Origin of the sequence: Bacillus sp. B1-WWTP-T-0.5-Post-4 (genome assembly GCF_009183795.1) — a bacterium.
In the GTDB taxonomy this organism is placed as follows: domain Bacteria; phylum Bacillota; class Bacilli; order Bacillales; family Bacillaceae_G; genus Bacillus_A; species Bacillus_A cereus.
The window spans coordinates 484186-506149 of sequence record NZ_WEIJ01000003.1 but is presented as its reverse complement, the minus strand read 5'-3'; the positions used below and the strand labels follow the sequence as shown (position 1 = coordinate 506149).

Sequence of the window (21964 nt, the reverse complement as noted above, 5' to 3'; positions counted from 1 at the left end):
AACACGCTCATTGCGTGTTTCTTTTTATTATTTTTTAGAGAAAGGACGTCTCATATGGGGATTACAAAAGAATATAAAAAGCATGCCTCTGTACAACCGAATAAAATAGCAATAAAGGAAAATGATCGAGTTTTAACATATAAAGAGTGGTTTGAGTCAGTGTGTAAAGTAGCAAACTGGTTGGATGAAAAAAAGTCAAAGAATAAAACGATAGCAATCCTATTAGAAAATCGTATAGAGTTTTTACAACTATTTTCTGGTGCCGCTATGGCCGGGTGGGTTTGTGTTCCGTTAGATATAAAGTGGAAACAAGATGAGCTCAGAGAAAGAATTGAAATTAGTAATCCGGATATGATTGTGACAGAACGATATAAGGTGAATGATCTATTGGATGAAGAAGGAAGAGTAATTGAAATTGATGAGTGGAAAAGAATGATAGAGAAATATCTTCCTACATATTCCACTGTAGAAAGTGTACAACATGCTCCTTTTTATATGGGATTTACATCAGGATCAACAGGAACAGCAAAAGCATTTTTACGTGCACAACAATCGTGGGTTCATAGTTTTGATTGTAATGTACATGACTTTCATATGAAAAGGGAGGATTCGATTTTAATAGTTGGGACGCTCGTTCATTCTCTTTTCTTATACGGGGCAATAAGTGCATTATATGTAGGACAAACAGTGCACATTATGAGAAAGTTCTTTCCAAATCAAGTATTAGATAAGTTAGAAACTGAAAATATATCAGTTATGTATACAGTTCCGACAATGCTTGAATCTTTATATAAAGAAAGTAGATTAATAGAAAATAAAGTGAAAATTATTTCGTCAGGAGCGAAATGGGAAGCTGAAGCGAAAGAAAAAATAAAGAATATATTTCCTTATGCGACAAGATATGAATTTTATGGTGCATCAGAGTTAAGTTTTGTAACAGCACTAGTCGATGCAGAAAGCGAAAGAAGGCCAAATTCAGTAGGAAAACCTTGTCATAATGTGCAAGTTCGAATATGTAATGAAGCAGGCGAAGAAGTACAAAAAGGTGAAATAGGAACTGTTTATGTGAAAAGTGATCAGTTTTTTATGGGATACATAATAGATGGGGTTTTAACACGGGAGTTGAATGCAGAAGGCTGGATGACAGTGCGAGATGTAGGCTATGAAGATGAAGAAGGCTTCATATATATTGTTGGTAGAGAGAAGAATATGATTTTATTTGGAGGAATCAATATTTATCCAGAAGAAATAGAAAGTGTATTACATGAACACCCAGCTGTTGATGAAATAGTTGTAATTGGTGTGAAAGATAGTTACTGGGGTGAAAAGCCGGTCGCGATCGTAAAAGGAAGTGCTACGAAACAACAATTAAAGAGTTTTTGCTTACAACGATTATCCTCGTTTAAAATACCGAAAGAATGGCATTTTGTAGATGGAATACCTTATACAAATAGTGGGAAAATCGCTCGTATGGAAGCAAAAAGTATGATTGAAAACCGGGAGAAAATATATGAATAGAGCAGTTATTGTAGAGGCGAAAAGAACACCTATTGGTAAGAAGAATGGGATGTTAAAAGAGTATGAAGTTCAGCAATTAACAACGCCGCTTCTTACGTTTTTAAGTAAAGGGATTGAGAGGGAAATAGATGATGTCATACTAGGTAATGTTGTTGGGCCAGGAGGGAATGTTGCGAGACTATCTGCTTTAGAGGCGGGACTTGGCTATCATATTCCTGGTGTAACGATTGATCGGCAATGTGGTGCTGGTTTAGAAGCAATTCGAACTGCGTGTCATCTCATTCAAGGCGGGGCAGGTAAGTGTTATATCGCCGGGGGAGTGGAGAGTACAAGTACGTCACCTTTTCAAAAAAGAGCACGATTTTCACCTGAAACAATTGGTGATCCTGACATGGGAGTAGCGGCTGAATATGTTGCGGAGCGTTATAACATAACGAGAGAAATGCAAGACGAGTACGCTTGTCTTAGTTATAAGCGGACACTGCAAGCGTTAGAAAAAGGCTATATACATGATGAGATATTTTCTTTTAATGGATTATTAGATGAATCTATAAAACCAGAAATGAATTATGAACGAATTATTAAAAGAACAAAGCCCGCATTTTTACAAAATGGAACAGTGACGGCAGGTAATTCATGTGGTGTAAATGATGGGGCATGTGCTGTTCTTGTAATGGAAGAGGGACAAGCCCTAAAGTTAGGTTATAAACCTGTCCTTCGTTTCGTTCGTAGTGCTGTAGTGGGAGTGGATCCCAAGCTTCCAGGGACTGGTCCGATATTTGCGGTGAACAAATTATTAAACGAAATGAATGTAAAAGTAGAGGACATCGATTATTTTGAAATAAATGAAGCATTCGCCTCAAAAGTTGTTGCTTGCGCAAAAGAGTTACAAATTCCGTACGAAAAAGTAAATGTAAATGGTGGAGCAATTGCGCTCGGTCATCCGTACGGTGCATCTGGTGCTATGCTTGTAACACGTTTGTTTTATCAGGCTCAAAGAGAGTCTATGAAATATGGAATTGCTACATTAGGAATTGGAGGCGGGATAGGGATGGCGCTATTATTTGAGAAAGTAGAAGACTAGCGAGGTAACTAGTTTTCTACTTTTTGAGGAACATAAACATTACTACCAGGCTTCGCTTTCATTTCGTTCCAAGCAGCAATCGCATCAGCTTTTGCTTTCCCTTTATTATTTGGATCTTCGAAAAAGTCACGAGTAAAGCGATTGTATTCAAATTGTGCACCGATAGTTGTTTTGTATGTAGGGTCTTTTTTTCGTTCGTTTTCTTCATGCCAAAAAGCTACCGCGTCTTCATATGTTTTTCCAACATTCTCTTTGAAAAATTTTTGAAGAGCTACTGTAAAGCGGAAGTTTGTTCCGATTTTTTCTTTGAAAAAAGCACGAACCTCTTCGCTACAGCGGTGATTTTTAGTAATAATCGTTTGAAGAGAAAGGTCTTTATAAGAGAGGGAAGCTTTACTCACTTTTTGCCCAGAGCTGTTATTTAACACTTTCCCCGTAGTTAAATAATGTGAGATACAATCGGTTATTTCAATCTTAGAGCCACTAGCTGGCAACCCATGCTCACGACAAAATGTTTGGAGTTCTGCTTTTAACCAATAATAGTTTTGGAAATCTTCAATTGATATAGACTTTGTTAAAGGTGGACGCATGAATGTAACAACTACTTTCTTCCATAATTTTCTTTAATTATAAAACATACGTTCTTTTTATGGAAGGGTTAATTTGTAAATATAATGGGAAGAGGAGATTACATATGGAAAATGTAATGCAAGTTCGTGTTACGGGAATTTTAATTGAAGGTGAAAAATTATTGCTAGTAAAGCAAAAAGTTGCTAATAGGAATTGGTCTTTACCTGGAGGAAGAGTGGAGAATGGTGAAATGTTAGAAGAGGCGATGATTAGAGAAATGAGAGAAGAAACGGGATTAGAAGTTAAAATTAAGAAGCTACTCTATGTTTGTGATAAACCGGATGCCAGTCCATCTTTATTACATATTACATTTTTACTTGAAAAGATTACAGGGGAAATTACGTTACCCTTAAATGAATTTGATCATAATCCGATTCATGATGTGCAAATGGTGCCGATTAAAGATTTAAGTCACTATGGTTTTTCGGAAACTTTTATAACTCTTATAAGTGAAGGTTTTTCAAATGCAGGGAGTTACCAAGGATTGAAACAAAATATTGGCCTGTAACTATAGAGGAAGGATAGCTATTAGCTATCCTTCCTAAAAATGTTTTACACCGCCGACTGTAAAGAAGAAACAAGCTGATTTAAAAATTCATCTCCACTCATAATTGCTTTCCCGCCACCGCGGGCACTCTTCTTATTTCCGCCACCTTTTCCTTCGATTGTAGGAAGAGCGTCTTTTAAAAGAGCATTCATATCGAGCGATACTGATTTTCCGCAAGCGAGAATACATTGTAGTTTGTCATCATTTTCGATGACGAAATACGTAATTGCATGCTCTTGTTGTTCTGTAATAATAGCGGAAAGCTTTGCGATTTCTTGCATAGAACGATTTGTAAATACTTTAGAAATAAGTATGCCGGCATGTATTTCCGTCGGGTGTTGAAGTAGTTCATTTGCCTCTGCAAATAATAATTTTTCATTCATTGTTTGTATTGCTTTTTCGTTTTCTTTTTGAGAAGTAAGCAGTTGCGCCACTTTTGCTGGAATATCAGTTTCGCTACTGTTTAATTGTTTGGAAACATTCTTCATAATTTGTTGTTGCTGCCCTATTAATTTAAGTGTGCGCCAGCCAGCGATAAACGTTAGTCGTATGCCACCTTTATTGCGTTCCCAGCTAAGAACTTGAATAGGACCTACTTCACCAGTACGTTTCGGGTGTGTTCCGCCACAGCCGTTGTAGTCAAAGTTTTCGATCATAACAACGCGTATATTTTCTGTCATAGTCGGTTCTTTACGAAGGGGCAACGTTTTCGCTTCTTCTAAGTTCATCCACTGGATGCGGATTGGATGGTTTTCAAAAACAATTTTGTTTGCAATTTGTATTGCTTTTTCAACCGTTTCTGCATGAAGATTTTCTGTTTCTAAATCAATTGTTACTGTTTCTTTACCAAGATGGAATCCAATTGTAGGCATGTTAAAATGGTCCCAAAAGGCAGCAGATAAAATGTGCTGAGCCGCATGTTGCTGCATATGATCAAAACGGCGCTTCCAATTGATCTTACCTTCTACGTCTTCTGTATGTAATTGTTCTGCAATGTAATGACGAATTTCTCCGTTTATCTCTTCTACATTGATTACATTGATATCATTTAATGTACCAGTATCATATGGTTGTCCGCCACCTGTCGGATAAAATGCTGTTTCATTCAAAACAACGTATAAGTTACCGTCTTTATCATAATCTTGCTTTATAATTTTAGTAGTAAAGTCTTGCTTATAAGCGTCAGTGTAATATAATTTGTGCTCCAATTTTCTTTCTCCTCTCGCATTAACTAGTTTCATTGTAAAGCAATTGAAATTAGTTTCCTAATATTTCAGAAGAAAGAAACTATTTTTAGAATTTTCTTGCTATAATAAGAAAAAGAAAATGCGGGGGTGGAATGAATATGTTATATGAAAACGGCGTAGATAAACTGCTTAGTTTAAGCAGAAATATTTCTGAATTATATCGAGAATTAAATGAAATGACCCGGATTTTAACGGATTGTAATCGAGAAAGTGTGAAGTTTGATCGGTTATATGTAAAAGAGTTACTTTGGAAGAAAGAAGATGTAATAGAGAAATATGACCAGCTACTTGTACAACTTTGTATTAACGAATGCTTTGATCTAAAAAGTGTCATTACAGGGGAATATAAGTATACATATGAAGAAGTAGAAAACATAGTTTTACAATTTAATGAAAAGTATAATGTCGCAATCTTAATTAAAGATGTGTGTAAAGAATTACAGTTCACATATGGAATTGATATGGACATAACGAGAACAACTCGGGTATCAACAGCTCAAGTATAGAAAAAGGAAAAGAAAGCAGATCCTTTGCTTTCTTTTTTTTGTGAAAATAGAGAGAGTAGGTTTAACGATGAAGGGGAAGTTACAGCATATTCATCCGCTTGGAATGAGTATTATTTTAGGGACATTGTTTGCTAGGTTTGCAACTTCAATGAGTATCCCTTTTTTAGCGATTTATTTAACGACTGTTAAAGGTGTATCAGCTGGAATGACTGGTGCTATTATCGGAACGAGTGCACTTGTTGGTGTTTTTGCTAGTTTTATCGGAGGGAATTTATCAGATCGATTTGGCCGGAAAACAATTATGCTCTGGTCCATGATCGTTTGGATTTTTGTGTTTATAGGTTTTTCACTTGCGGATCATGTTTTAAGTTTCTTTTTATTAAACGCTTTAAATGGATTATGTAGGTCGTTTTTTGAGCCAACATCAAGAGCATTATTATCAGATTTAACAAAGCCTGAGTATCGGTTACTCGTCTATAACTTACGATACGGTGCAATAAATGTTGGAGTTGCTATTGGACCAATTGTTGGATTACAGATTGGAAGTGCAAAATCAACAATTCCTTTTTTAGTAGCAGCTGGGGTATATATTCTATATACAGCTATATTAGCGTTCCAATTTAAGAAGTATCCAATGGAAAAAAAGAAAGTGAGTACAGAAAAACCTGTTACAATGTTAAATGCAATGCGTATATTGCGAAAAGATATAGTATTTTTAGTTGCTTTAGTCGGTATTATTTTGAGTAATTGCGGTTTTTCACATTTAACGACGACAGTATCTCAATATTTTGCAAATGCACATATATTTGAGGATGGGGTGAAGCTATTCTCATATATGCTCGCTTTAAATGCAATTGTTGTAGTGATTATCCAATACCCTGTTATTCAAATGTGCAAAAAGTATACACCGTTAACATCAATTATGGTTGGGACTTTATTTGTGAGCGGGGGATTATTTGGCTTTGGAATAGTAGAATCTATGCTAGGTGCTGCCGTTTGTACAATTATGTTTACAATTGGAGAAGTCTTAATGTTTTCGATGACGGATGTATTTATTGATGATATTGCTGTTGCGCATCTAAAAGGAACATACTTCGGTGCGATGGGTTTTTCGGGAATTGGAGCAGTAATAGGTCCGTGGTTTGGAGGAGTACTTCTCGATTACTACGGGTACCAAAATGGGTTTGCGGTATTTTCAGCATTAGCTATATTTTCAACGGTGGCATTTCCTGTGCTTTTAGTTACAAAAGGTTTATCGAAAAAAAGATATGATAGAAATTCTAATATAGAAATGCATGCGAAATAACATAAGCCCCAGTAACCAACTGGGGCTTAGTGTGTATTATATTAACTCTTAATTTGAAAAAAGAACTTTCTTTTCATGCTTATCAGCAACTTCATTTTTGGAAATATGAATGGCTAAATATCCATTTTCTAAGCAGGCTAGCATCTTCTTATAAATAATATTATCGGGTAAAGGAATGATCCGCTGTAAAGAAATATTATTATGAAGTATGCAAATGGTTAGGCCTGTCTTCATCTTTTTAATGACTACATTTTGTTCAGTTACATTTGGTACATCTGTTTCCAAAATGTATTCTTGTTCCGTTTCGCAAAGGTCAATATGAATTTGATTTGGGAAACTAAAGTTACTACAAGAGTCAGAACAAAATTGATCCATCCATTCTTCGAAACCATCAACATGAAAAAGACAATCCTTCTTTTTCTTGCCCATGTAAGACACCCTCCGTAAAATCTCAATTCATACTATGTTATGCATGAATGAATTAGGGGTGAAGAATAAATGGAAAAATATAAACATTGTATGTGGAAAAGATAGCTAGTGTGCACTTTTTGTTTTACATATCATGATGCGCATGATGTTTTTGGCGTGAATGGTTACGGTTTTTTACTTTATGAGATCCGCTTAATGGTTCAGGTTGTCCTTTTTTTTCTTTCGCTTCACGATTGTTTTTTCCCATTGTATGTGACACCTCCTCTTCCTCTTTAGAATGAGAGAAGTTTGCAAATTTATACGAGAATGTTTTTAGAAAAAAAGGTAAAGATAATTGGGACTAACTATTACAGAAAGGGGATTATATAATGCCATATCATAAAGATAAACAACAAGCGTTTCAAGCAGCGCAGCAAGGCGTTACACAAGCAGAAAATGCATTTAACAACATTGTGAAAAATGATCCAAACTACGGTCATGATTTAAAAGAATTACGCCAAGAGGTTCAGGAAGCATATGAACAAATTCAAAATGCACTAGAGGTAGCTTCAGAAACACAACGTCCACAACTTGAGCAATATGAAAATAATCTCCAAAATATAATGCGAAATGTAGATCGATTAGAAAAGTAAATGAGGTTGTTGTTTATTCGACAACCTTGCTGCTTTAGTAAACGTTATGCTAAAACAGAAAATTTTTCTATTAGTTTTTTCTTTGCTATGTGCAGTACATATATTTCAAGTGGAAAAAGTGGAAGCGAAAATGTTGCTCAGAAAAGAGTTAGAACCAACTGGTTATGTAACATGGGAAGTACCTAATAATGAAAAAATTATTGCAATTACATTTGATGATGGACCAGATCCAACGTATACACCACAAGTTTTAGATTTATTACGTCAATATAAGGCTGAAGCGACATTTTTTATGATTGGATTTCGAGTTCAGCGCAATCCATATTTAGTGAAACAAGTGTTAAAAGAGGGACATGAAATTGGAAATCATACGATGAATCATTTGTATGCGAGTAATTCATCAGATGAAAAATTAGAAAATGATATTTTAGATGGAAAGAAATTTTTTGAAAAATGGGTGAAAGAACCTTTGTTATTCCGTCCTCCTGGCGGATATATTAACGACGCTGTATTTAAAACAGCGAAAGAAGCTGGTTATCAAACTGTTCTATGGTCGTGGCATCAAGATCCACGTGATTGGGCAAATCCAGGGGTTGAATCCATTGTAAATCATGTAGTGAAAAATGCTAAAAGTGGCGATATTGTATTGTTACATGATGGAGGAAATGATCGTAGTCAAACGGTAGCAGCACTAGCAAAAATTTTACCTGAGCTGAAAAAGCAGGGCTATCGATTTGTAACGGTTTCGGAATTGTTACGTTATAAACATTAGAAAAAATCCCAAAAGGTGAATGCTCCTTTTGGGATTTTTCGTTACTGGTTCTTTTTGCGTTTCTTATTATTTTGTCGTTCTGCAGCAGTTAAGTTTTCATTTGCAAACTCTTCGTTATAACCAGCACCTTGTCCTTGTGCAGATGCCGCATTCATTCCTGAAATAGTATGATTTGCTTTTCTTTTACCCATTTTATTTCACCTCTATAACTTTTTTTGTAAGTTGCATGATGAGCAGTTCATAGTATGTATGAACTGTAAAGAAAGCGCTAATAGAGCACTTTACTTTATGGTAATAGTATTCATAAGGAACATGAACACTATTCAAATTTAGAAACATAAAGAAAACTTATGATAATCTATAAGTTTCTTATTATTTACTTATTTAGAAAGTTGTAATAAGATATTATCGTAAGGTATTGAAAAGTTTGTCTACATTTTATATTCAGACAACTTAGTCACGTTTAACAGGGGGGAAACATAATGGTCAAACATAATCCATTTCAATCACGCGCCACTTTTGAAGTAGATGGAAAAACGTATCATTATTATGATTTGAAAGCGCTTGAAAACGCAGGGGTTGGCAACGTATCTCAATTACCATATTCCGTGAAAGTTTTACTTGAATCAGTACTTCGTCAAGTAGACGGACGTGTAATCACAGAAGAGCATGTTACAAATTTAGCGAAATGGGGAACGAAAGATGTGCAAGATATCGATGTTCCATTTAAACCATCTCGTGTAATTTTACAAGATTTCACTGGTGTTCCAGCTGTTGTTGATTTGGCTTCGCTTCGTAAAGCAATGGCAGACATGGGCGGAGATCCTGACAAAATTAATCCTGAAATTACTGTAGACCTTGTAATTGATCACTCTGTACAGGTTGATAGAGCGGGTACGGCAGACGCGCTTGCATTCAACATGGACTTAGAGTTTAAACGTAATGAAGAACGTTATAAATTTTTAAGCTGGGCACAGAAATCATTTGATAACTACCGTGCGGTTCCACCAGCTACAGGTATTGTACACCAAGTAAACCTTGAATATTTAGCACCAGTTGTTCATGCTGTGAAAAATGCTGAAGGTGACTTAGTTGCATACCCAGATTCATTAGTTGGAACAGACTCACATACAACAATGATTAACGGTATCGGCGTTCTTGGATGGGGCGTTGGTGGTATTGAAGCAGAAGCAGGAATGCTTGGACAGCCTTCATACTTCCCAGTACCTGAAGTAATCGGTGTGAAATTAACTGGTACACTTCCAAGTGGTACTACAGCGACAGACGTTGCATTAAAAGTAACACAAGTATTACGTCAAAAAGGTGTAGTTGGTAAATTTGTTGAGTTCTTCGGTAATGGACTAAAGAGCATGCCTTTAGCTGACCGTGCAACAATTTCAAATATGGCACCAGAATACGGCGCAACTTGTGGATTCTTCCCAATCGATGATATTTCATTAGAATACTTACGTTTAACAGGTAGAGATGAAGAACAAATTCGCGTTGTTGAAGAATACTGTAAAGCGAACGGTTTATTCTATACAGCAGACAGTAAAGATCCAATCTATACTGATCTTGTTGAAATTGATTTAAATACAATTGAATCTAACCTTTCTGGACCGAAACGCCCACAAGATTTAATTCCACTTTCAGATATGAAAGATGCGTTCCACAAAGCTGTTGTAGCACCAGTTGGAACACAAGGACTTGGATTTAATGAGCAAGAGTTCGATAAAGAAGTGAAGGTTACATTAGAAGATAAAGAAGTAACGATGAAAACAGGTGCAATTGCAATCGCAGCAATTACAAGCTGTACAAATACATCAAACCCATACGTATTAATTGGAGCAGGTTTGGTTGCGAAAAAAGCAATTGAAAAAGGCCTTGTAGTACCTGAGTACGTAAAAACATCATTAGCACCAGGATCTAAAGTTGTTACAGAGTACTTAGATAAGTCTGGTTTAACAACATATTTAGATCAATTAGGTTTCCAAACAGTTGGTTACGGCTGTACGACTTGTATCGGTAACTCTGGTCCATTAGCGCCAGAATTAGAAGAAGCAATCGCAGCAAACGACTTATTAGTAACATCTGTTTTATCTGGTAACCGTAACTTTGAAGGTCGTATTCATCCACTTGTAAAAGCGAACTACTTAGCATCACCACCACTTGTTGTGGCATATGCACTTGCAGGTACTGTTGATATTGACCTGAAAAATGATGAAATCGGTAAAGATGCAAATGGTAATGCTGTTTACTTCAACGATATTTGGCCATCAGCTAAAGAAATTGAAGATGTAGTTCAAAGCGTTGTTACATCTGAGCTGTTCAAGAAAGAATATGCACAAGTATTTAATAGCAATGAGCGTTGGAATGAAATCCAAACTTCAAACGAAGCTTTATATACTTGGGATAATGATTCAACATACATTCAAAATCCACCATTCTTTGAAGGTTTATCTAAAGAACCAGGTGAAGTTGAAACGTTATCAGGCTTACGCGTAGTTGGTAAATTTGGTGACTCTGTAACGACAGACCACATTTCACCAGCAGGTTCAATCGGTAAGCACACACCAGCTGGACGCTACTTATTAGAAAACGGCGTACAACCAGTTGACTTTAACTCTTACGGTTCTCGTCGTGGTAACCATGAAGTTATGATGCGTGGTACATTCGCGAACATCCGTATTAAAAACCAAATTGCACCAGGAACAGAAGGCGGATATACAACATACTGGCCGACTGGTGAAGTAACATCAATCTATGATGCTGCTATGAAATATAAAGAAGATGGCACAGGTCTTCTAGTTGTTGCTGGTAAAGATTATGGTATGGGAAGTTCTCGTGACTGGGCTGCGAAAGGTACTAACTTATTAGGTATTAAAGCAGTAATCGCAGAAAGCTTCGAACGTATTCACCGCAGTAACTTAGTGTTAATGGGTGTATTACCACTTCAATTTAAAGATGGCGAAAGTGCTGAAACGTTAGGTCTTGTTGGTAACGAGTCATTTGAAATTCAAATCGACAAATCAGTTAGACCACGTGATCTTGTAAAAGTAGTTGCAACTGATTTAGATGGCAACGAAAAACAATTTGAAGTAGTAGCTCGTTTCGATAGTGAAGTTGAAATTGATTACTACCGTCACGGTGGTATTCTGCAAATGGTTCTTCGTGAGAAAATTGAAGAATCAAAAGTGTCGAACTAAATAATTGAAATGAACAATAAGGAAGCTAACAATAGTTAGCTTCCTTATTTTATGGAAAGGGATGAAACCATTTGGTTTCATCCCTTTCTTTTTACTATAAAAATGGAGGAAACGTCATGACAGAGTATAAAAGAATATTGTTGCCGTTACGACAAGAGAAAATATTAGTAATAGCAGCTGTATGTAGTGGGATAATTGCTGCCATTTTAAATTTATCACGCCCAATTTTCATGGGATTAATTGTAGACAATCTTATTCAAAGAGAGCTAAAAGGTGCGTATTTATATATAGCTTTGTTTGCGGGTAGTCGCTTTTTAATGTGGGCGAACAATCTTTTATTTGATTATATAAGTTCAAAAGCGAGTCAACGTATATTACAAACGAAACGTATAGAATTATTGCGAGCGATTGTATCAAATCCAACTCTTATTATTTTAGATGAACCGACGGCTGGGTTAGATCCAGGCAATCAAGAACTGGTTTGGAATATGATTGAAGGGATAGGAAGAGATGTAACGAGAATTGTGGCAACACATGCTGTAGAGAGAGCGATGATAGCAGATTGTGTTGTTGTCATAAAGAATGGGACTATTGTGGAATGTGGGAATCCTAGAGAATTATTAAATTGCAACTCATTGTACAAAGAGTTGCAAACAAAAAGATAAGAGATATGTAATGCCCTTATCTTTATTCAGCTATTTGCCGGGCAGCCCGATTGGTGAGGGCTGATTAAAGTTTCACTTTATTCGTTCTCATTAAGTTGATAAGTATAAGAATTCGGATCACTAGAATTAACTTCTTTGACGAGAGTAAGTTGATTTGTATCTGGATTATATTTGAAAATCTTAATTGTATGTTCGCTACTTAGTAATGGATTATATTCTTGAATAGCGAATGTATTTTCCGCAATTTGTGTCATATTACTGGTGGGAACATTTTCTATGGAATCATGATTTGTAGAAATTTCAACGACTTTTTCACTGTTGAAAAATAAAAGAACGATTACTAAAATAACTAAGCATATTCGTATATAGCGTAGCTCTTTGGTGATAGGGTGTTCTCCCAAAATAATCATCCTTTCTATAACTATTCTATAGTAGTAATGGTAGTCATCGTGAAAAAAGTAATAATGCCGAGGCCTGCCCAAAGGATAAATGAGATTAATGCGATATAGAGACAAATACGTCCAACTTGTTTTTTTTCAGGGTCTTTACTAAATAGTGAGATAATCCATGTGATAATTCCGATTGGGGAAAATATAAAACTAAGAATATATAGAAGTATTTTTTCAAATAAATTCATGAGAGCTCCTTTCATTGTAAAATATTCTATTTATTTCTAATTATATGATGGAAAGGTAAAAATTTCATCACAGTTATAAAAATTCTAATTATTTCGACTCTGAATATTTCCAAGCTTGTCCGTATAAGCTAAAATAAGGTATATAGTATTTTGATGAATGTGTTAAAAGAAGATAATACGTTAGGGTGATATAAAATGTGGCGGAAGCTTACGATTATTGTAGTGTTACTTTGTTTAGCGGGATACGCAGCTTATGAACAGTTTGGTAATAAAGAGCAGGCGGTAAAAGTGAAGCAAGAAAAAAGTGAAGCTGCGATGAAAGAGATTATCGCAAGGAATGGTATTGAAATAGGGAAGAGTGCGCCAGACTTCGAATTAACGAAGTTAGATGGAACGAATGTAAAGCTATCAGATTTAAAAGGAAAGAAAGTGATTTTAAACTTTTGGGCAACGTGGTGTGGACCTTGCCAACAAGAAATGCCGGATATGGAGGCTTTCTATAAAGAACATAAAGAAAACGTAGAAATTTTAGCAATCAACTATACGCCTTCAGAAAAAGGTGGGGGGGAAGAAAAGGTAAGCAATTTTGCTAAAGAAAAAGGAATTACTTTTCCTATTTTATTGGACAAGAACATTGATGTGACAACAGCGTATAAAGTAATTACGATTCCAACTTCGTATTTTATAGATACAAAAGGTGTCATTCAAGATAAGTTTATTGGGCCGATGACGCAAAAAGAGATGGAGAAAAGGGTTGCTAAATTAAAATAATGGTGAAAAGGTAGAGGTGGAGAGTTCCCATTTCTGCCTTTTCTTTTTCAAGTAGTAATAACTTCATGATATGATGTAAGAAATATAATCGTTTAGAGATAAAGGAGTGTATGGAGTGGGGAATGTATCCTTACCGTTAGATTATGTTGTAATTGATTTTGAAACAACAGGATTTAACCCTTATAATGATAAAATTATTCAAGTTGCAGCGGTGAAATATCGTAATCATGAACTGGTAGATCAATTTGTTTCATACGTGAATCCAGAGCGGCCAATTCCGGTCCGAATAACGAGTTTAACCGGTATTACCAATTATCGTGTTTCAGATGCACCGACGATTGAAGAGGTATTACCTTTATTTTTAGCATTTTTACATACAAATGTTATTGTGGCCCATAATGCTTCTTTTGATATGCGCTTTTTGAAAAGTAATGTAAATATGCTAGGGCTACCTGAACCTAAAAATAAAGTAATTGATACTGTATTTTTAGCGAAGAAATACATGAAGCAGGCGCCTAATCATAAACTTGAAACGTTAAAGCGAATGCTTGGAATTCGTTTAAGCTCTCATAATGCATTTGACGATTGCATTACGTGTGCTGCTGTTTATCAAAAGTGTGCAGCTATTGAAGAAGAAGGACAGAGAAAAGTAAATAAGGTCTCACTTGATGAAATCGTAGTATACGAAGCGGTGAAAGAAATGCTTGCACGTAATAAACGTAATGTAGAATGGCTACGTTGTATGAATGTAGGAAGTTATTTAGATATAAAAGCTTTTTATCCAGTTATGAGAGTAAAGGTAAAAGGGCGAAAGAAATATGTATTAACAGAGATATTAGAAGAAGATGTGAAAGAAATATGTACAAGTTTAAAATGTGAACCGGCGTTAAAAAGTGAAGTTGGTAATACGAGAATTATGCTTAATAGCTTAGAGGATGTTATGAAATTAGAAAGTTATATTTTAGAGCAGTATGATTTTGTATTACAGGCGCTTCATGATTATAAAGAAAATGAAATGAATGCAGATGAAAAGTTGAAAGAGTATTTAAATATTATGGTATAAAAAACTCCGTGTGCAATATATTGTACACGGAGTTTTTTTAGGAGTACTAAAACATAAAATTTTCTTGCAAATCTGATTAAAGAGTTTTTTGTTTGCTCATACTATGTAATAAGAAAGCGAAGGAGAGAGGGTGAACAACATGAGAAGAAGTCGCCGTAAATCGTTTGAAGAACTTGTAAATGAAAATAAACAACAATTATTAAGCGATCGTGATGCAATTGATCGCATTGAAGAGCGCATTGAAAAACGTTATGAAATGAAACTTTTTAAGCAAGCTGAATAATTCTTAACACTAGTACGATACTAGTGTTAAGGAGGCGATAGTAATGGGTAATCCGAAAAAAAATTCAAAAGACTTTGCACCAAATCATATTGGAACACAATCGAAAAAAGCTGGTGGAAATAAAGGAAAGCAAATGCAAGATCAAACAGGTAAACAACCGATTGTTGATAATGGTTAAAGAAAAGGAGAATATTACATTCTCCTTTTTTATGTATAAATTTGAGGAAAGATAGGTAATTTAAGATGGTGTGTATATACAATATTAGGAGGGAAGTACATGCCAAATCCAGATAATCGAAGTGACAACGCTGAAAAGTTACAAGAAATGGTGCAAAATACAGTTGATAACTTTAATGAAGCAAAAGAAACAGCGGAACTTTCTAATGAAAAAGATCGTGCTGCTATTGAAGCAAAAAATCAAAGACGTTTAGAAAGTATTGACTCATTAAAAAGTGAAATCAAAGATGAATCTTAACAAAATGTACAAAAAGGGCTGACTTTTGTCAGCCCTTTTTCGTAATCGTAAAATTTTCAACGAGTAAACGCCAATTTTGTGGGAATGGTAAACCGATTTTCCAGTAACTAATACCACCTATACCTTGTTCTTTCATTAAATTGAATTTACTTTGAACAGACCGTGAATCTTCAAACCAAACTTCGTGTTGCACGCCGTTTTCATCAAAATAATTAAAATGAGGAGCTTGGGCTGTGAAATCATAACGAATAGGGACATTATATTTACGAGCTAGTGCAACAGCTGCGACAGAGCTAATTGCTTTTGCGGGTGGATTTCCTTGTTTAAATGGAAGCTTCCAATCAAACCCGTATAAATTTTGCCCCATCATAATTTTTTGTGGAGGCATTTGAGATTTTGCATATTGAAGTACTTCTTTCACTGGACCGATAGGAGAAATCGCCATCGGTGGACCGCCTTGCCATCCCCAGTCATATGTCATAATGACGACGAAATCAACAATTTGCCCTTGCGCTTTATAATCGTGAGCTTCGAAAAATTTTCCCTTTTGATTTGAACTTGTTTTCGGTACGAGAGTTGTGCTCAATGTGTACCCGCTAGGTAAGCGTGTTTTTACATTTCGTAAAAAGCGATTATACGCCTCGCGGTCTTCAGGTGCTACACTCTCGAAATCGAAATGAATGTCTCGCATGCCATATTTTTGAGCTGTTTGCAAAATGTTAGTAATAAATTTGTTTTGAATCGTTGCGTCGCGTAAAATAACTGATGTTAGATCGGCACTGAAATTACCATTTTCAATATTTGTAATAACGAGCATAGGGATTGTTTTACCTTGCGTTGCAATATTAGCAATTTTAGCTGTTTCAGTAGGTTCTTTTAATGTGCCATCTCTTTTTGCCTCAAAACTAAAATAGGCTAAGTATGTTAAAAATGGATTGATGGCGCGTGTCGCATTAACTAAACTCTCTTTAATCGGTATAGTTGAAGGTTGTAAATAAGCGATGGATTCTACAGCTCGTTTTGTGCCTTTTGGTACATATAATTGTTGTCCGACATGGAGAATAGATTTTAAAGATAAATTATTAACTTTAGCTAAACTAGCGAGGGGGACATTATATGTTTGAGAAATTCGATATAGGCTGTCACCAGGCTGTACATAATAATTATTCCCTTTCGTATTAACGATAAGTGCCTGACCAACAACGAGCGTTTCAGCTGGATTTAATCCATTGTCTTTTACTATTTCGTCAGGTGTTGATCCATATTTTGATGCCAAGCTATATACGCTATCACCACTACGAACCGTTACAATTTGAATCATATGCTGGCTCCTTTCGGGAAAAGATTCACTATTTTTATTTTATTTTTGATGTCACTGTATTATGATTAAATGTATGCAAGGTAGCAGAAGTGAAAGAAGGCGAATACATATGTTTGTAGCAGAACATGAAGTTGAAATCCGTTATGCGGAAACAGATCAAATGGGTGTTGTTTACCATTCAAACTACTTAGTGTGGCTTGAGTTAGGTCGCACGAAACTTATACAAGATTTAGGTTTTTCATATGTTGAAATGGAGAAAGAAGGAATTATTTCTCCTGTGTTAGATTTACAAATTTCATACCGTAAAGCGATGCGTTACGGAGAAAAAGCAATCGTAAAAACATGGGTAGATACTGTGAGCCCACTTCGCGTTGTATATGGATATGAAATATATAATGGTGATGGTGAACTGTGTATTACTGCAAGCACAACGAATATTTGTGCGAAAAAAGAAGGGTTCCGCCCTGTATCATTTAAAAAGTTATATCCTGAGTGGTATGCGAAATATGAGGAAATTAAGAAAAAATAAAAAAGCGTGGCAGAAGCCACGTTTTTTTATTTTTCATAATTAAATTGTGGGAAGTCGTCACCTTCGTTAAGTGTAACAGATAAATTATGTCCATCGAAGAACCATTCATCATCGCCTTCAATAAAGAAATTAATACCTTCTTCTTGAATTTGAACAGCAGGATGTGCAGGATCATCTTTACGAATACCTAAAGAAAGTCCTTTTTGCACAGTACTGCAACCACCGTATTGTACGAAAAAGCGTAGTGTTTCATTTGATTGTAAGTTTAATTCAGTTTTATACCATTGTGCTGCTTCTTTTGTTACGGAAAGATTCATGTATAGTTCCTCCAAATTATGTTGCTTTTTCTTTAGTATAAAAAATAACGCAAAAAGACGCTATTAATATGCTTCACGTTTTCTTTTTGCGTTATGTGGGTTACGATCTTATTTTTGCTTTTTTGAAAAGTTTGCTTTTGGTTCAGTTTTATTTATAATTCGTCCGATATTTGCACGGTGTTTATAAATAACCATACCTGCTAATAAACACATCGCAATAATGAAGATTTTATCCCCGCTAACAATGGATGCAATAACAGCAACAACTGCTGTTACCATAGAAGAAAGTGATACGTATCTTGTTGTAAATAAAAGGGTGAAAAATACAACAGCCAATATTGCAAAAACAACTGGTGAATAGCATAATAGCACCCCAGCAGAAGTTGCAACTGCTTTACCACCGCGGAATTTCGCGAAGATTGGATAGACATGTCCAAGAACAGCCGCTAACCCGAACCATAGTGGATGAATATCTAACCCGAAAATCATTGGTAGACTTGTTGCTAATGTCCCTTTTAAAATGTCAGCAATTGTAACGGTAAAACCTGCTTTTTTCCCTAATGTGCGGAATGTGTTTGTTCCGCCTAGATTACCGCTCCCGTGCTCACGAATATCGATTCCGTAGCCGATTTTTCCAACAACTAGTGCAAATGGAATCGAGCCAAGTAAGTAGGCAACGATAAATAAAAGATATGTAGTAACCATAAGTTCAGTCTCCTTTATTCAAATGTGTTGATAAAGGGTAAAAAGAGTTTTTCCCGTATATTGTACCATACATTTGTAAAGAGCACATTTCTTTTTTGTAAATGAAAAATTCATTATTTCGTGAAAAAAATTTCACAGTAATGTTACATTTCTCACAGAAACAGTAAGACTATATGTAGTAACATTTTAATCAAAAGATAACAACATATTGGTGGAGGGTTATAAATGTTACAAAATAATACACGTGGAGAAGAAGAATTAATGAAAGTGTTTGAGACAATAGTCCACGGCAATGAACAAGATTTGATGCAAGAAAATGCAAATGTAGACGGCCGCTCTCCAATGGGCGTAATGGGAACATTCGCATCTGAGAGTGCAAAATATTATGCTGTTGAGAATTTATTGTCAGATCAAGTGAAAAAAGCCATAAATGAAAATATATTATATCCACATGATTTAGATTTTTATGCAACAGGAACGACGACTTGTTCACAAATTCCGTTAGCGCAAATGCTTGCTAATGGTTTTCATACTGGACATGGACATATGAGACAACCGCAAGACATTAAAAGTGCATTGGCTCTTTCGTCTATTATTTTTCAAGCGAATCAAAATATGCAGCATGGTGGTCAATCGTTTGCACTCTTTGATATTGATTTAGCACCTTATGTACGAAAAACAATTGAGAGACATAAAAAACGATTACAATCATATCCGCTTACGAAAGAACAAATAGAAGAATTTGCATGGGAAGAAACGGAAAATGATACGTATCAAGCGTGTGAGGCTTTCGTTCATAATTCGAATAGTATGCATAGTAGGGGCGGAGGACAAGTACCGTTTATTTCTATTAATTATGGAACAGATACATCAAAAGAAGGAAGAATGTTAATTAAACAACTTTTAAAAGCGACACAAGCTGGACTTGGTAAAGGGGAGACACCGATTTTTCCGATTCAAATTTTCAAGATGAAAAAAGGTGTGAATTTTGAAGAAAGTGATCCGAACTACGATTTATTTGAATTAGCATTAGAGACAACGGCTGAACGATTGTTCCCTAACTTTTCATTTTTAGATGCTCCGTTTAATGCAGTACATTATGATGGAAGACCAGAAAGTGAAGTATGTTACATGGGATGTCGTACCCGTGTTATGTCTAATATACATGGAGAAGAAACAGCGATTGGTAGAGGGAATTTATCATTTACGTCTATTAATTTAGTGAAATTAGCGTTAATTAGTGGTTCAAAAGAAGCGTTTTTTGAAGCGCTAAACTATTATTTAGATTTAGGAATTAAGCAGTTATTAGAAAGATTTGCGTATCAATGTACGAAGCGAGCAAGAGATTTTCAGTTTTTATATTCACAAGGTGTATGGCGTGGTGGAGAAACGTTGCAGCCTGAAGACTCCGTAGCCTCGATTTTAAAACAAGGGACGTTAAGTATTGGTTTTATCGGTCTTGCGGAATGTTTAGTAGCTTTAACAGGAAAGCATCATGGGGAAGATGAAGAATCATGGAAACTTGGGTATGAAATTATTTCCTTTATGAGAGATAGAATGGATAAAGCGACAGAAGAACATCAACTGAATTTCTCAGTAATTGCAACTCCAGCAGAAGGATTATCAGGGAAGTTTGTGAAAAAAGATAGAAAAGAATTTGGCGTGATTAGCGGTATAACGAACCATAATTACTATACGAATTCATTCCATATTCCAGTTTATTATAACATTCAAGCGATAAATAAAATCCGTTTAGAAGGCCCGTTTCATGCTCTATGTAACGGGGGACATATTACTTATATTGAACTAGACGGAGCAGCAATGCATAACAAAAAGGCATTAAAACAAATTGTACAAGCCATGGCAGAACATGGCGTTGGATACGGTTCAATTAATCATCCTGTTGACCGTTGTAAGTGCTGTAGTTATCACGGGGTTATTGGGAATGAATGTCCAAGTTGCGGGAATGAAGATGAGGCTAATATAGAAAGAATTCGCCGTATAACAGGCTATCTTGTAGGAGATATGTCAAAGTGGAATAGTGCGAAACGTAGTGAAGAGATAGATCGGGTGAAACATAAATGAAAGTGATGAATATTATTCATGATAGTGTAGTAGATGGAGAAGGATTGCGGACAGTCGTGTTTTTTGCGGGCTGTCCGCATCGTTGCGTTGGTTGCCACAATCCGAAATCGTGGAATATTTGCAACGGAACGGAAATGACAGTAGAAGAAATTGTGAAAGAGATTGCAAGTAATCCATTAACTGATGTAACATTTTCAGGTGGAGATCCATTTTTTCAAGCTGCTGAAGTGAAAATGGTAGCAAAAATCGTGAAAGATTTGAAAAAAAACCTATGGATGTATACAGGTTATACGTTAGAAGAGATACAGAGTTCTCAAAATAATGATATGATAGAGTTGTTACATTATGGGGATGTTTTAGTCGATGGAAGGTTTGAAATTGAGGAAAAAGATTTAACACTTCCATTTCGCGGAAGCTCCAATCAACGTATTATTCGATTGAAAGAGTAAAAAGGCGGGATAGATTATATGAACAAAACGGTATTGCTTGTTGAAGATGAAAGAAGATTACGTGAAATTGTTAGTGATTATTTTCGTAATGAAGGCTTTGAAGTAATCGAAGCAGAAGATGGAAAAAAAGCGTTAGAGTTATTTGCAGAGCATGAAATTGATTTAATTATGTTAGATATTATGTTACCGGAAATAGATGGATGGTCTGTTTGTAGAAGAATTAGAAAAGAATCAGCAGTACCAATTATTATGTTGACAGCACGTTCGGATGAGGATGATACATTGCTAGGTTTCGAATTAGGTGCAGATGAGTATGTAACGAAACCATTTAGCCCGAAAGTATTAGTAGCTCGTGCAAAGACGTTATTGAAACGTGCGGATGGTGCGGTAGGAGTAGCGGAAGAAAATGCTATGTCTTTAGCTGGAATAGAAGTGAATCGTCTATCTAGAACTGTTTTAGTAGATGGAGAAGAAATTATATTGACACATAAAGAATTTGAACTTCTTGTGTATTTAATGGAGAACAAAGGAATTGTGTTATCACGTCAACATTTATTAGACCAGTTATGGGGATATGACTATTACGGTGATGACCGAACGGTTGATACCCATATTAAAAAACTTCGAAATAAGCTAGGAGATAAAGCGAAGCATATCGGTACTGTTATTCGAGTTGGTTATAAATTTGAAGAATAATCTAGAACGATTTGTGTAATTTAGCCTAGGGAAATGGTAATTTTATACTCTCTTTTGAAGGTAAAATGTACAAAAAATACTTTTTTTGTCT

General features: G+C 35.6%; 28 protein-coding genes. 18 read left to right on the top strand and 10 right to left on the bottom strand.

All coding sequences use genetic code 11. The annotated features are described in order from the left end of the window. The first annotated feature begins 54 nt into the window (after positions 1 to 54). Entirely contained in the window at positions 55 to 1518 is a 1464-nt protein-coding gene (locus tag GBN91_RS13235) for an acyl-CoA synthetase (protein ID WP_113303601.1), read from the top strand. Next, the gene (locus GBN91_RS13230; RefSeq protein WP_113303600.1) at positions 1511 to 2602 is read left to right on the top strand and encodes an acetyl-CoA C-acyltransferase; all 1092 of its coding nucleotides are present in this window, start codon (positions 1511 to 1513) and stop codon (positions 2600 to 2602) included. Before GBN91_RS13235 ends, GBN91_RS13230 begins: the two co-directional genes overlap by 8 nt. A gap of 8 nt (positions 2603 to 2610) precedes the next feature. Here the strand turns inward: GBN91_RS13230 and GBN91_RS13225 are convergent, their stop codons facing one another. Next, positions 2611 to 3192 (bottom strand): DUF6434 domain-containing protein, encoded by a 582-nt coding sequence (locus GBN91_RS13225; RefSeq protein ID WP_113303599.1) that lies wholly within the window; start codon positions 3190 to 3192, stop codon positions 2611 to 2613. A gap of 104 nt (positions 3193 to 3296) precedes the next feature. Here GBN91_RS13225 and GBN91_RS13220 point away from each other — a divergent pair, with 104 nt between their 5' ends. After that, complete coding sequence (locus GBN91_RS13220) at positions 3297 to 3740, top strand: NUDIX hydrolase (protein WP_113303598.1); 444 nt, start codon at positions 3297 to 3299, stop codon at positions 3738 to 3740. A 44-nt stretch (positions 3741 to 3784) separates the two neighbouring features. Here GBN91_RS13220 and GBN91_RS13215 read toward each other — a convergent pair whose 3' ends face one another. Then, complete coding sequence (locus GBN91_RS13215) at positions 3785 to 4987, bottom strand: alanyl-tRNA editing protein (protein ID WP_152121597.1); 1203 nt, start codon at positions 4985 to 4987, stop codon at positions 3785 to 3787. Positions 4988 to 5124: 137 nt separating this feature from the next. On the opposite strand from GBN91_RS13215, the gene GBN91_RS13210 reads away from it, so the two are divergent. Together GBN91_RS13210 and GBN91_RS13205 are read left to right on the top strand one after the other, a co-directional pair. Further along, entirely contained in the window at positions 5125 to 5532 is a 408-nt protein-coding gene (locus GBN91_RS13210) for a hypothetical protein (protein ID WP_000965149.1), read from the top strand. A 67-nt stretch (positions 5533 to 5599) separates the two neighbouring features. After that, positions 5600 to 6838 (top strand): MDR family MFS transporter, encoded by a 1239-nt coding sequence (locus tag GBN91_RS13205; protein WP_152121596.1) that lies wholly within the window; start codon positions 5600 to 5602, stop codon positions 6836 to 6838. A gap of 48 nt (positions 6839 to 6886) precedes the next feature. On the opposite strand, the gene GBN91_RS13200 is transcribed toward GBN91_RS13205, so the two are convergent. Together GBN91_RS13200 and GBN91_RS13195 are read right to left on the bottom strand one after the other, a co-directional pair. After that, the gene (locus tag GBN91_RS13200; protein ID WP_000516748.1) at positions 6887 to 7267 is read right to left on the bottom strand and encodes an Hsp20/alpha crystallin family protein; all 381 of its coding nucleotides are present in this window, start codon (positions 7265 to 7267) and stop codon (positions 6887 to 6889) included. A 124-nt stretch (positions 7268 to 7391) separates the two neighbouring features. After that, the gene (locus GBN91_RS13195; protein ID WP_000517649.1) at positions 7392 to 7514 is read right to left on the bottom strand and encodes a small acid-soluble spore protein P; all 123 of its coding nucleotides are present in this window, start codon (positions 7512 to 7514) and stop codon (positions 7392 to 7394) included. A gap of 121 nt (positions 7515 to 7635) precedes the next feature. On the opposite strand from GBN91_RS13195, the gene GBN91_RS13190 reads away from it, so the two are divergent. Further along, positions 7636 to 7899 (top strand): hypothetical protein, encoded by a 264-nt coding sequence (locus GBN91_RS13190; RefSeq protein WP_001146296.1) that lies wholly within the window; start codon positions 7636 to 7638, stop codon positions 7897 to 7899. Between the two features lie 46 nt (positions 7900 to 7945). Next, positions 7946 to 8671 carry a polysaccharide deacetylase family sporulation protein PdaB gene (gene pdaB / locus GBN91_RS13185; protein WP_061665781.1) on the top strand — a complete coding sequence of 242 codons (726 nt, stop codon included), beginning with the start codon at positions 7946 to 7948 and terminating at the stop codon, positions 8669 to 8671. Positions 8672 to 8712: 41 nt separating this feature from the next. Here the strand turns inward: pdaB and sspO are convergent, their stop codons facing one another. Next, positions 8713 to 8862, bottom strand: coding sequence for an acid-soluble spore protein SspO (gene sspO / locus GBN91_RS13180; RefSeq protein ID WP_000518051.1), 150 nt, complete (start codon positions 8860 to 8862; stop codon positions 8713 to 8715). Positions 8863 to 9153: 291 nt separating this feature from the next. Here sspO and acnA point away from each other — a divergent pair, with 291 nt between their 5' ends. Together acnA and GBN91_RS13170 are read left to right on the top strand one after the other, a co-directional pair. Next, entirely contained in the window at positions 9154 to 11877 is a 2724-nt protein-coding gene (gene acnA, locus GBN91_RS13175; protein ID WP_000238564.1) for an aconitate hydratase AcnA, read from the top strand. Positions 11878 to 11993: 116 nt separating this feature from the next. Continuing rightward, positions 11994 to 12542 carry a hypothetical protein gene (locus GBN91_RS13170; RefSeq protein WP_044306936.1) on the top strand — a complete coding sequence of 183 codons (549 nt, stop codon included), beginning with the start codon at positions 11994 to 11996 and terminating at the stop codon, positions 12540 to 12542. A 77-nt stretch (positions 12543 to 12619) separates the two neighbouring features. Here the strand turns inward: GBN91_RS13170 and GBN91_RS29575 are convergent, their stop codons facing one another. Together GBN91_RS29575 and GBN91_RS13160 are read right to left on the bottom strand one after the other, a co-directional pair. Continuing rightward, positions 12620 to 12952 carry a YmzC family protein gene (locus tag GBN91_RS29575; RefSeq protein WP_074555548.1) on the bottom strand — a complete coding sequence of 111 codons (333 nt, stop codon included), beginning with the start codon at positions 12950 to 12952 and terminating at the stop codon, positions 12620 to 12622. A gap of 11 nt (positions 12953 to 12963) precedes the next feature. Next, positions 12964 to 13179 (bottom strand): hypothetical protein, encoded by a 216-nt coding sequence (locus GBN91_RS13160; RefSeq protein ID WP_001047912.1) that lies wholly within the window; start codon positions 13177 to 13179, stop codon positions 12964 to 12966. 195 nt (positions 13180 to 13374) lie between these two features. On the opposite strand from GBN91_RS13160, the gene GBN91_RS13155 reads away from it, so the two are divergent. The 5 genes from GBN91_RS13155 (at position 13375) to tlp (ending at position 15771) form a co-directional block, all read left to right on the top strand. After that, positions 13375 to 13950, top strand: coding sequence for a redoxin domain-containing protein (locus GBN91_RS13155; protein WP_000269083.1), 576 nt, complete (start codon positions 13375 to 13377; stop codon positions 13948 to 13950). 115 nt (positions 13951 to 14065) lie between these two features. Further along, positions 14066 to 15013 (top strand): 3'-5' exonuclease, encoded by a 948-nt coding sequence (locus tag GBN91_RS13150; protein WP_152121595.1) that lies wholly within the window; start codon positions 14066 to 14068, stop codon positions 15011 to 15013. A 139-nt stretch (positions 15014 to 15152) separates the two neighbouring features. After that, positions 15153 to 15296, top strand: coding sequence for an FbpB family small basic protein (locus GBN91_RS13145; RefSeq protein ID WP_001254699.1), 144 nt, complete (start codon positions 15153 to 15155; stop codon positions 15294 to 15296). Positions 15297 to 15339: 43 nt separating this feature from the next. Continuing rightward, complete coding sequence (gene sspN, locus GBN91_RS13140) at positions 15340 to 15474, top strand: acid-soluble spore protein SspN (protein WP_000527987.1); 135 nt, start codon at positions 15340 to 15342, stop codon at positions 15472 to 15474. A gap of 99 nt (positions 15475 to 15573) precedes the next feature. Then, positions 15574 to 15771, top strand: coding sequence for a small acid-soluble spore protein Tlp (tlp, locus tag GBN91_RS13135; RefSeq protein WP_001133511.1), 198 nt, complete (start codon positions 15574 to 15576; stop codon positions 15769 to 15771). 28 nt (positions 15772 to 15799) lie between these two features. On the opposite strand, the gene GBN91_RS13130 is transcribed toward tlp, so the two are convergent. Further along, positions 15800 to 17092, bottom strand: coding sequence for a glycoside hydrolase family 18 protein (locus tag GBN91_RS13130; protein ID WP_000614858.1), 1293 nt, complete (start codon positions 17090 to 17092; stop codon positions 15800 to 15802). Positions 17093 to 17201: 109 nt separating this feature from the next. Between GBN91_RS13130 and GBN91_RS13125 the strand changes: the two genes are divergently transcribed. Then, positions 17202 to 17621, top strand: coding sequence for an acyl-CoA thioesterase (locus tag GBN91_RS13125; RefSeq protein ID WP_000495812.1), 420 nt, complete (start codon positions 17202 to 17204; stop codon positions 17619 to 17621). A 26-nt stretch (positions 17622 to 17647) separates the two neighbouring features. On the opposite strand, the gene GBN91_RS13120 is transcribed toward GBN91_RS13125, so the two are convergent. Continuing rightward, positions 17648 to 17938 carry a HesB/YadR/YfhF family protein gene (locus GBN91_RS13120; RefSeq protein ID WP_001054455.1) on the bottom strand — a complete coding sequence of 97 codons (291 nt, stop codon included), beginning with the start codon at positions 17936 to 17938 and terminating at the stop codon, positions 17648 to 17650. A 108-nt stretch (positions 17939 to 18046) separates the two neighbouring features. Next, the gene (gene plsY / locus GBN91_RS13115; RefSeq protein ID WP_000258974.1) at positions 18047 to 18643 is read right to left on the bottom strand and encodes a glycerol-3-phosphate 1-O-acyltransferase PlsY; all 597 of its coding nucleotides are present in this window, start codon (positions 18641 to 18643) and stop codon (positions 18047 to 18049) included. Positions 18644 to 18868: 225 nt separating this feature from the next. Between plsY and GBN91_RS13110 the strand changes: the two genes are divergently transcribed. The 3 genes from GBN91_RS13110 to GBN91_RS13100 are packed head-to-tail and all read left to right on the top strand — an operon-like array spanning position 18869 to position 21873. After that, positions 18869 to 20728 (top strand): anaerobic ribonucleoside triphosphate reductase, encoded by a 1860-nt coding sequence (locus tag GBN91_RS13110; protein WP_000940063.1) that lies wholly within the window; start codon positions 18869 to 18871, stop codon positions 20726 to 20728. Continuing rightward, entirely contained in the window at positions 20725 to 21177 is a 453-nt protein-coding gene (gene nrdG / locus GBN91_RS13105; protein WP_000867081.1) for an anaerobic ribonucleoside-triphosphate reductase activating protein, read from the top strand. Before GBN91_RS13110 ends, nrdG begins: the two co-directional genes overlap by 4 nt. Before the next feature lie 18 nt (positions 21178 to 21195). After that, positions 21196 to 21873, top strand: a complete 678-nt coding sequence (locus tag GBN91_RS13100) for a response regulator transcription factor (protein WP_001044679.1) — start codon at positions 21196 to 21198, stop codon at positions 21871 to 21873. The last annotated feature ends 91 nt before the right edge of the window (positions 21874 to 21964 follow it).

What these genes read in the sequence shown, in the direction of transcription:
- GBN91_RS13235 (WP_113303601.1), top strand. Translation starts at nt 55, where the DNA reads ATGGGGATTACAAAAGAATATAAAAAGCATGCCTCTGTACAACCGAAT.
- GBN91_RS13230 (WP_113303600.1), top strand. Translation starts at nt 1,511, where the DNA reads ATGAATAGAGCAGTTATTGTAGAGGCGAAAAGAACACCTATTGGTAAG.
- GBN91_RS13225 (WP_113303599.1), bottom strand. Translation starts at nt 3,192, where the DNA reads ATGCGTCCACCTTTAACAAAGTCTATATCAATTGAAGATTTCCAAAAC.
- GBN91_RS13220 (WP_113303598.1), top strand. Translation starts at nt 3,297, where the DNA reads ATGGAAAATGTAATGCAAGTTCGTGTTACGGGAATTTTAATTGAAGGT.
- GBN91_RS13210 (WP_000965149.1), top strand. Translation starts at nt 5,125, where the DNA reads ATGTTATATGAAAACGGCGTAGATAAACTGCTTAGTTTAAGCAGAAAT.
- GBN91_RS13205 (WP_152121596.1), top strand. Translation starts at nt 5,600, where the DNA reads ATGAAGGGGAAGTTACAGCATATTCATCCGCTTGGAATGAGTATTATT.
- GBN91_RS13200 (WP_000516748.1), bottom strand. Translation starts at nt 7,267, where the DNA reads ATGGGCAAGAAAAAGAAGGATTGTCTTTTTCATGTTGATGGTTTCGAA.
- GBN91_RS13195 (WP_000517649.1), bottom strand. Translation starts at nt 7,514, where the DNA reads ATGGGAAAAAACAATCGTGAAGCGAAAGAAAAAAAAGGACAACCTGAA.
- GBN91_RS13190 (WP_001146296.1), top strand. Translation starts at nt 7,636, where the DNA reads ATGCCATATCATAAAGATAAACAACAAGCGTTTCAAGCAGCGCAGCAA.
- pdaB (WP_061665781.1), top strand. Translation starts at nt 7,946, where the DNA reads ATGCTAAAACAGAAAATTTTTCTATTAGTTTTTTCTTTGCTATGTGCA.
- sspO (WP_000518051.1), bottom strand. Translation starts at nt 8,862, where the DNA reads ATGGGTAAAAGAAAAGCAAATCATACTATTTCAGGAATGAATGCGGCA.
- acnA (WP_000238564.1), top strand. Translation starts at nt 9,154, where the DNA reads ATGGTCAAACATAATCCATTTCAATCACGCGCCACTTTTGAAGTAGAT.
- GBN91_RS13170 (WP_044306936.1), top strand. Translation starts at nt 11,994, where the DNA reads ATGACAGAGTATAAAAGAATATTGTTGCCGTTACGACAAGAGAAAATA.
- GBN91_RS29575 (WP_074555548.1), bottom strand. Translation starts at nt 12,952, where the DNA reads ATGATTATTTTGGGAGAACACCCTATCACCAAAGAGCTACGCTATATA.
- GBN91_RS13160 (WP_001047912.1), bottom strand. Translation starts at nt 13,179, where the DNA reads ATGAATTTATTTGAAAAAATACTTCTATATATTCTTAGTTTTATATTT.
- GBN91_RS13155 (WP_000269083.1), top strand. Translation starts at nt 13,375, where the DNA reads ATGTGGCGGAAGCTTACGATTATTGTAGTGTTACTTTGTTTAGCGGGA.
- GBN91_RS13145 (WP_001254699.1), top strand. Translation starts at nt 15,153, where the DNA reads ATGAGAAGAAGTCGCCGTAAATCGTTTGAAGAACTTGTAAATGAAAAT.
- sspN (WP_000527987.1), top strand. Translation starts at nt 15,340, where the DNA reads ATGGGTAATCCGAAAAAAAATTCAAAAGACTTTGCACCAAATCATATT.
- tlp (WP_001133511.1), top strand. Translation starts at nt 15,574, where the DNA reads ATGCCAAATCCAGATAATCGAAGTGACAACGCTGAAAAGTTACAAGAA.
- GBN91_RS13130 (WP_000614858.1), bottom strand. Translation starts at nt 17,092, where the DNA reads ATGATTCAAATTGTAACGGTTCGTAGTGGTGATAGCGTATATAGCTTG.
- GBN91_RS13125 (WP_000495812.1), top strand. Translation starts at nt 17,202, where the DNA reads ATGTTTGTAGCAGAACATGAAGTTGAAATCCGTTATGCGGAAACAGAT.
- GBN91_RS13120 (WP_001054455.1), bottom strand. Translation starts at nt 17,938, where the DNA reads ATGAATCTTTCCGTAACAAAAGAAGCAGCACAATGGTATAAAACTGAA.
- plsY (WP_000258974.1), bottom strand. Translation starts at nt 18,643, where the DNA reads ATGGTTACTACATATCTTTTATTTATCGTTGCCTACTTACTTGGCTCG.
- GBN91_RS13110 (WP_000940063.1), top strand. Translation starts at nt 18,869, where the DNA reads ATGTTACAAAATAATACACGTGGAGAAGAAGAATTAATGAAAGTGTTT.
- nrdG (WP_000867081.1), top strand. Translation starts at nt 20,725, where the DNA reads ATGAAAGTGATGAATATTATTCATGATAGTGTAGTAGATGGAGAAGGA.
- GBN91_RS13100 (WP_001044679.1), top strand. Translation starts at nt 21,196, where the DNA reads ATGAACAAAACGGTATTGCTTGTTGAAGATGAAAGAAGATTACGTGAA.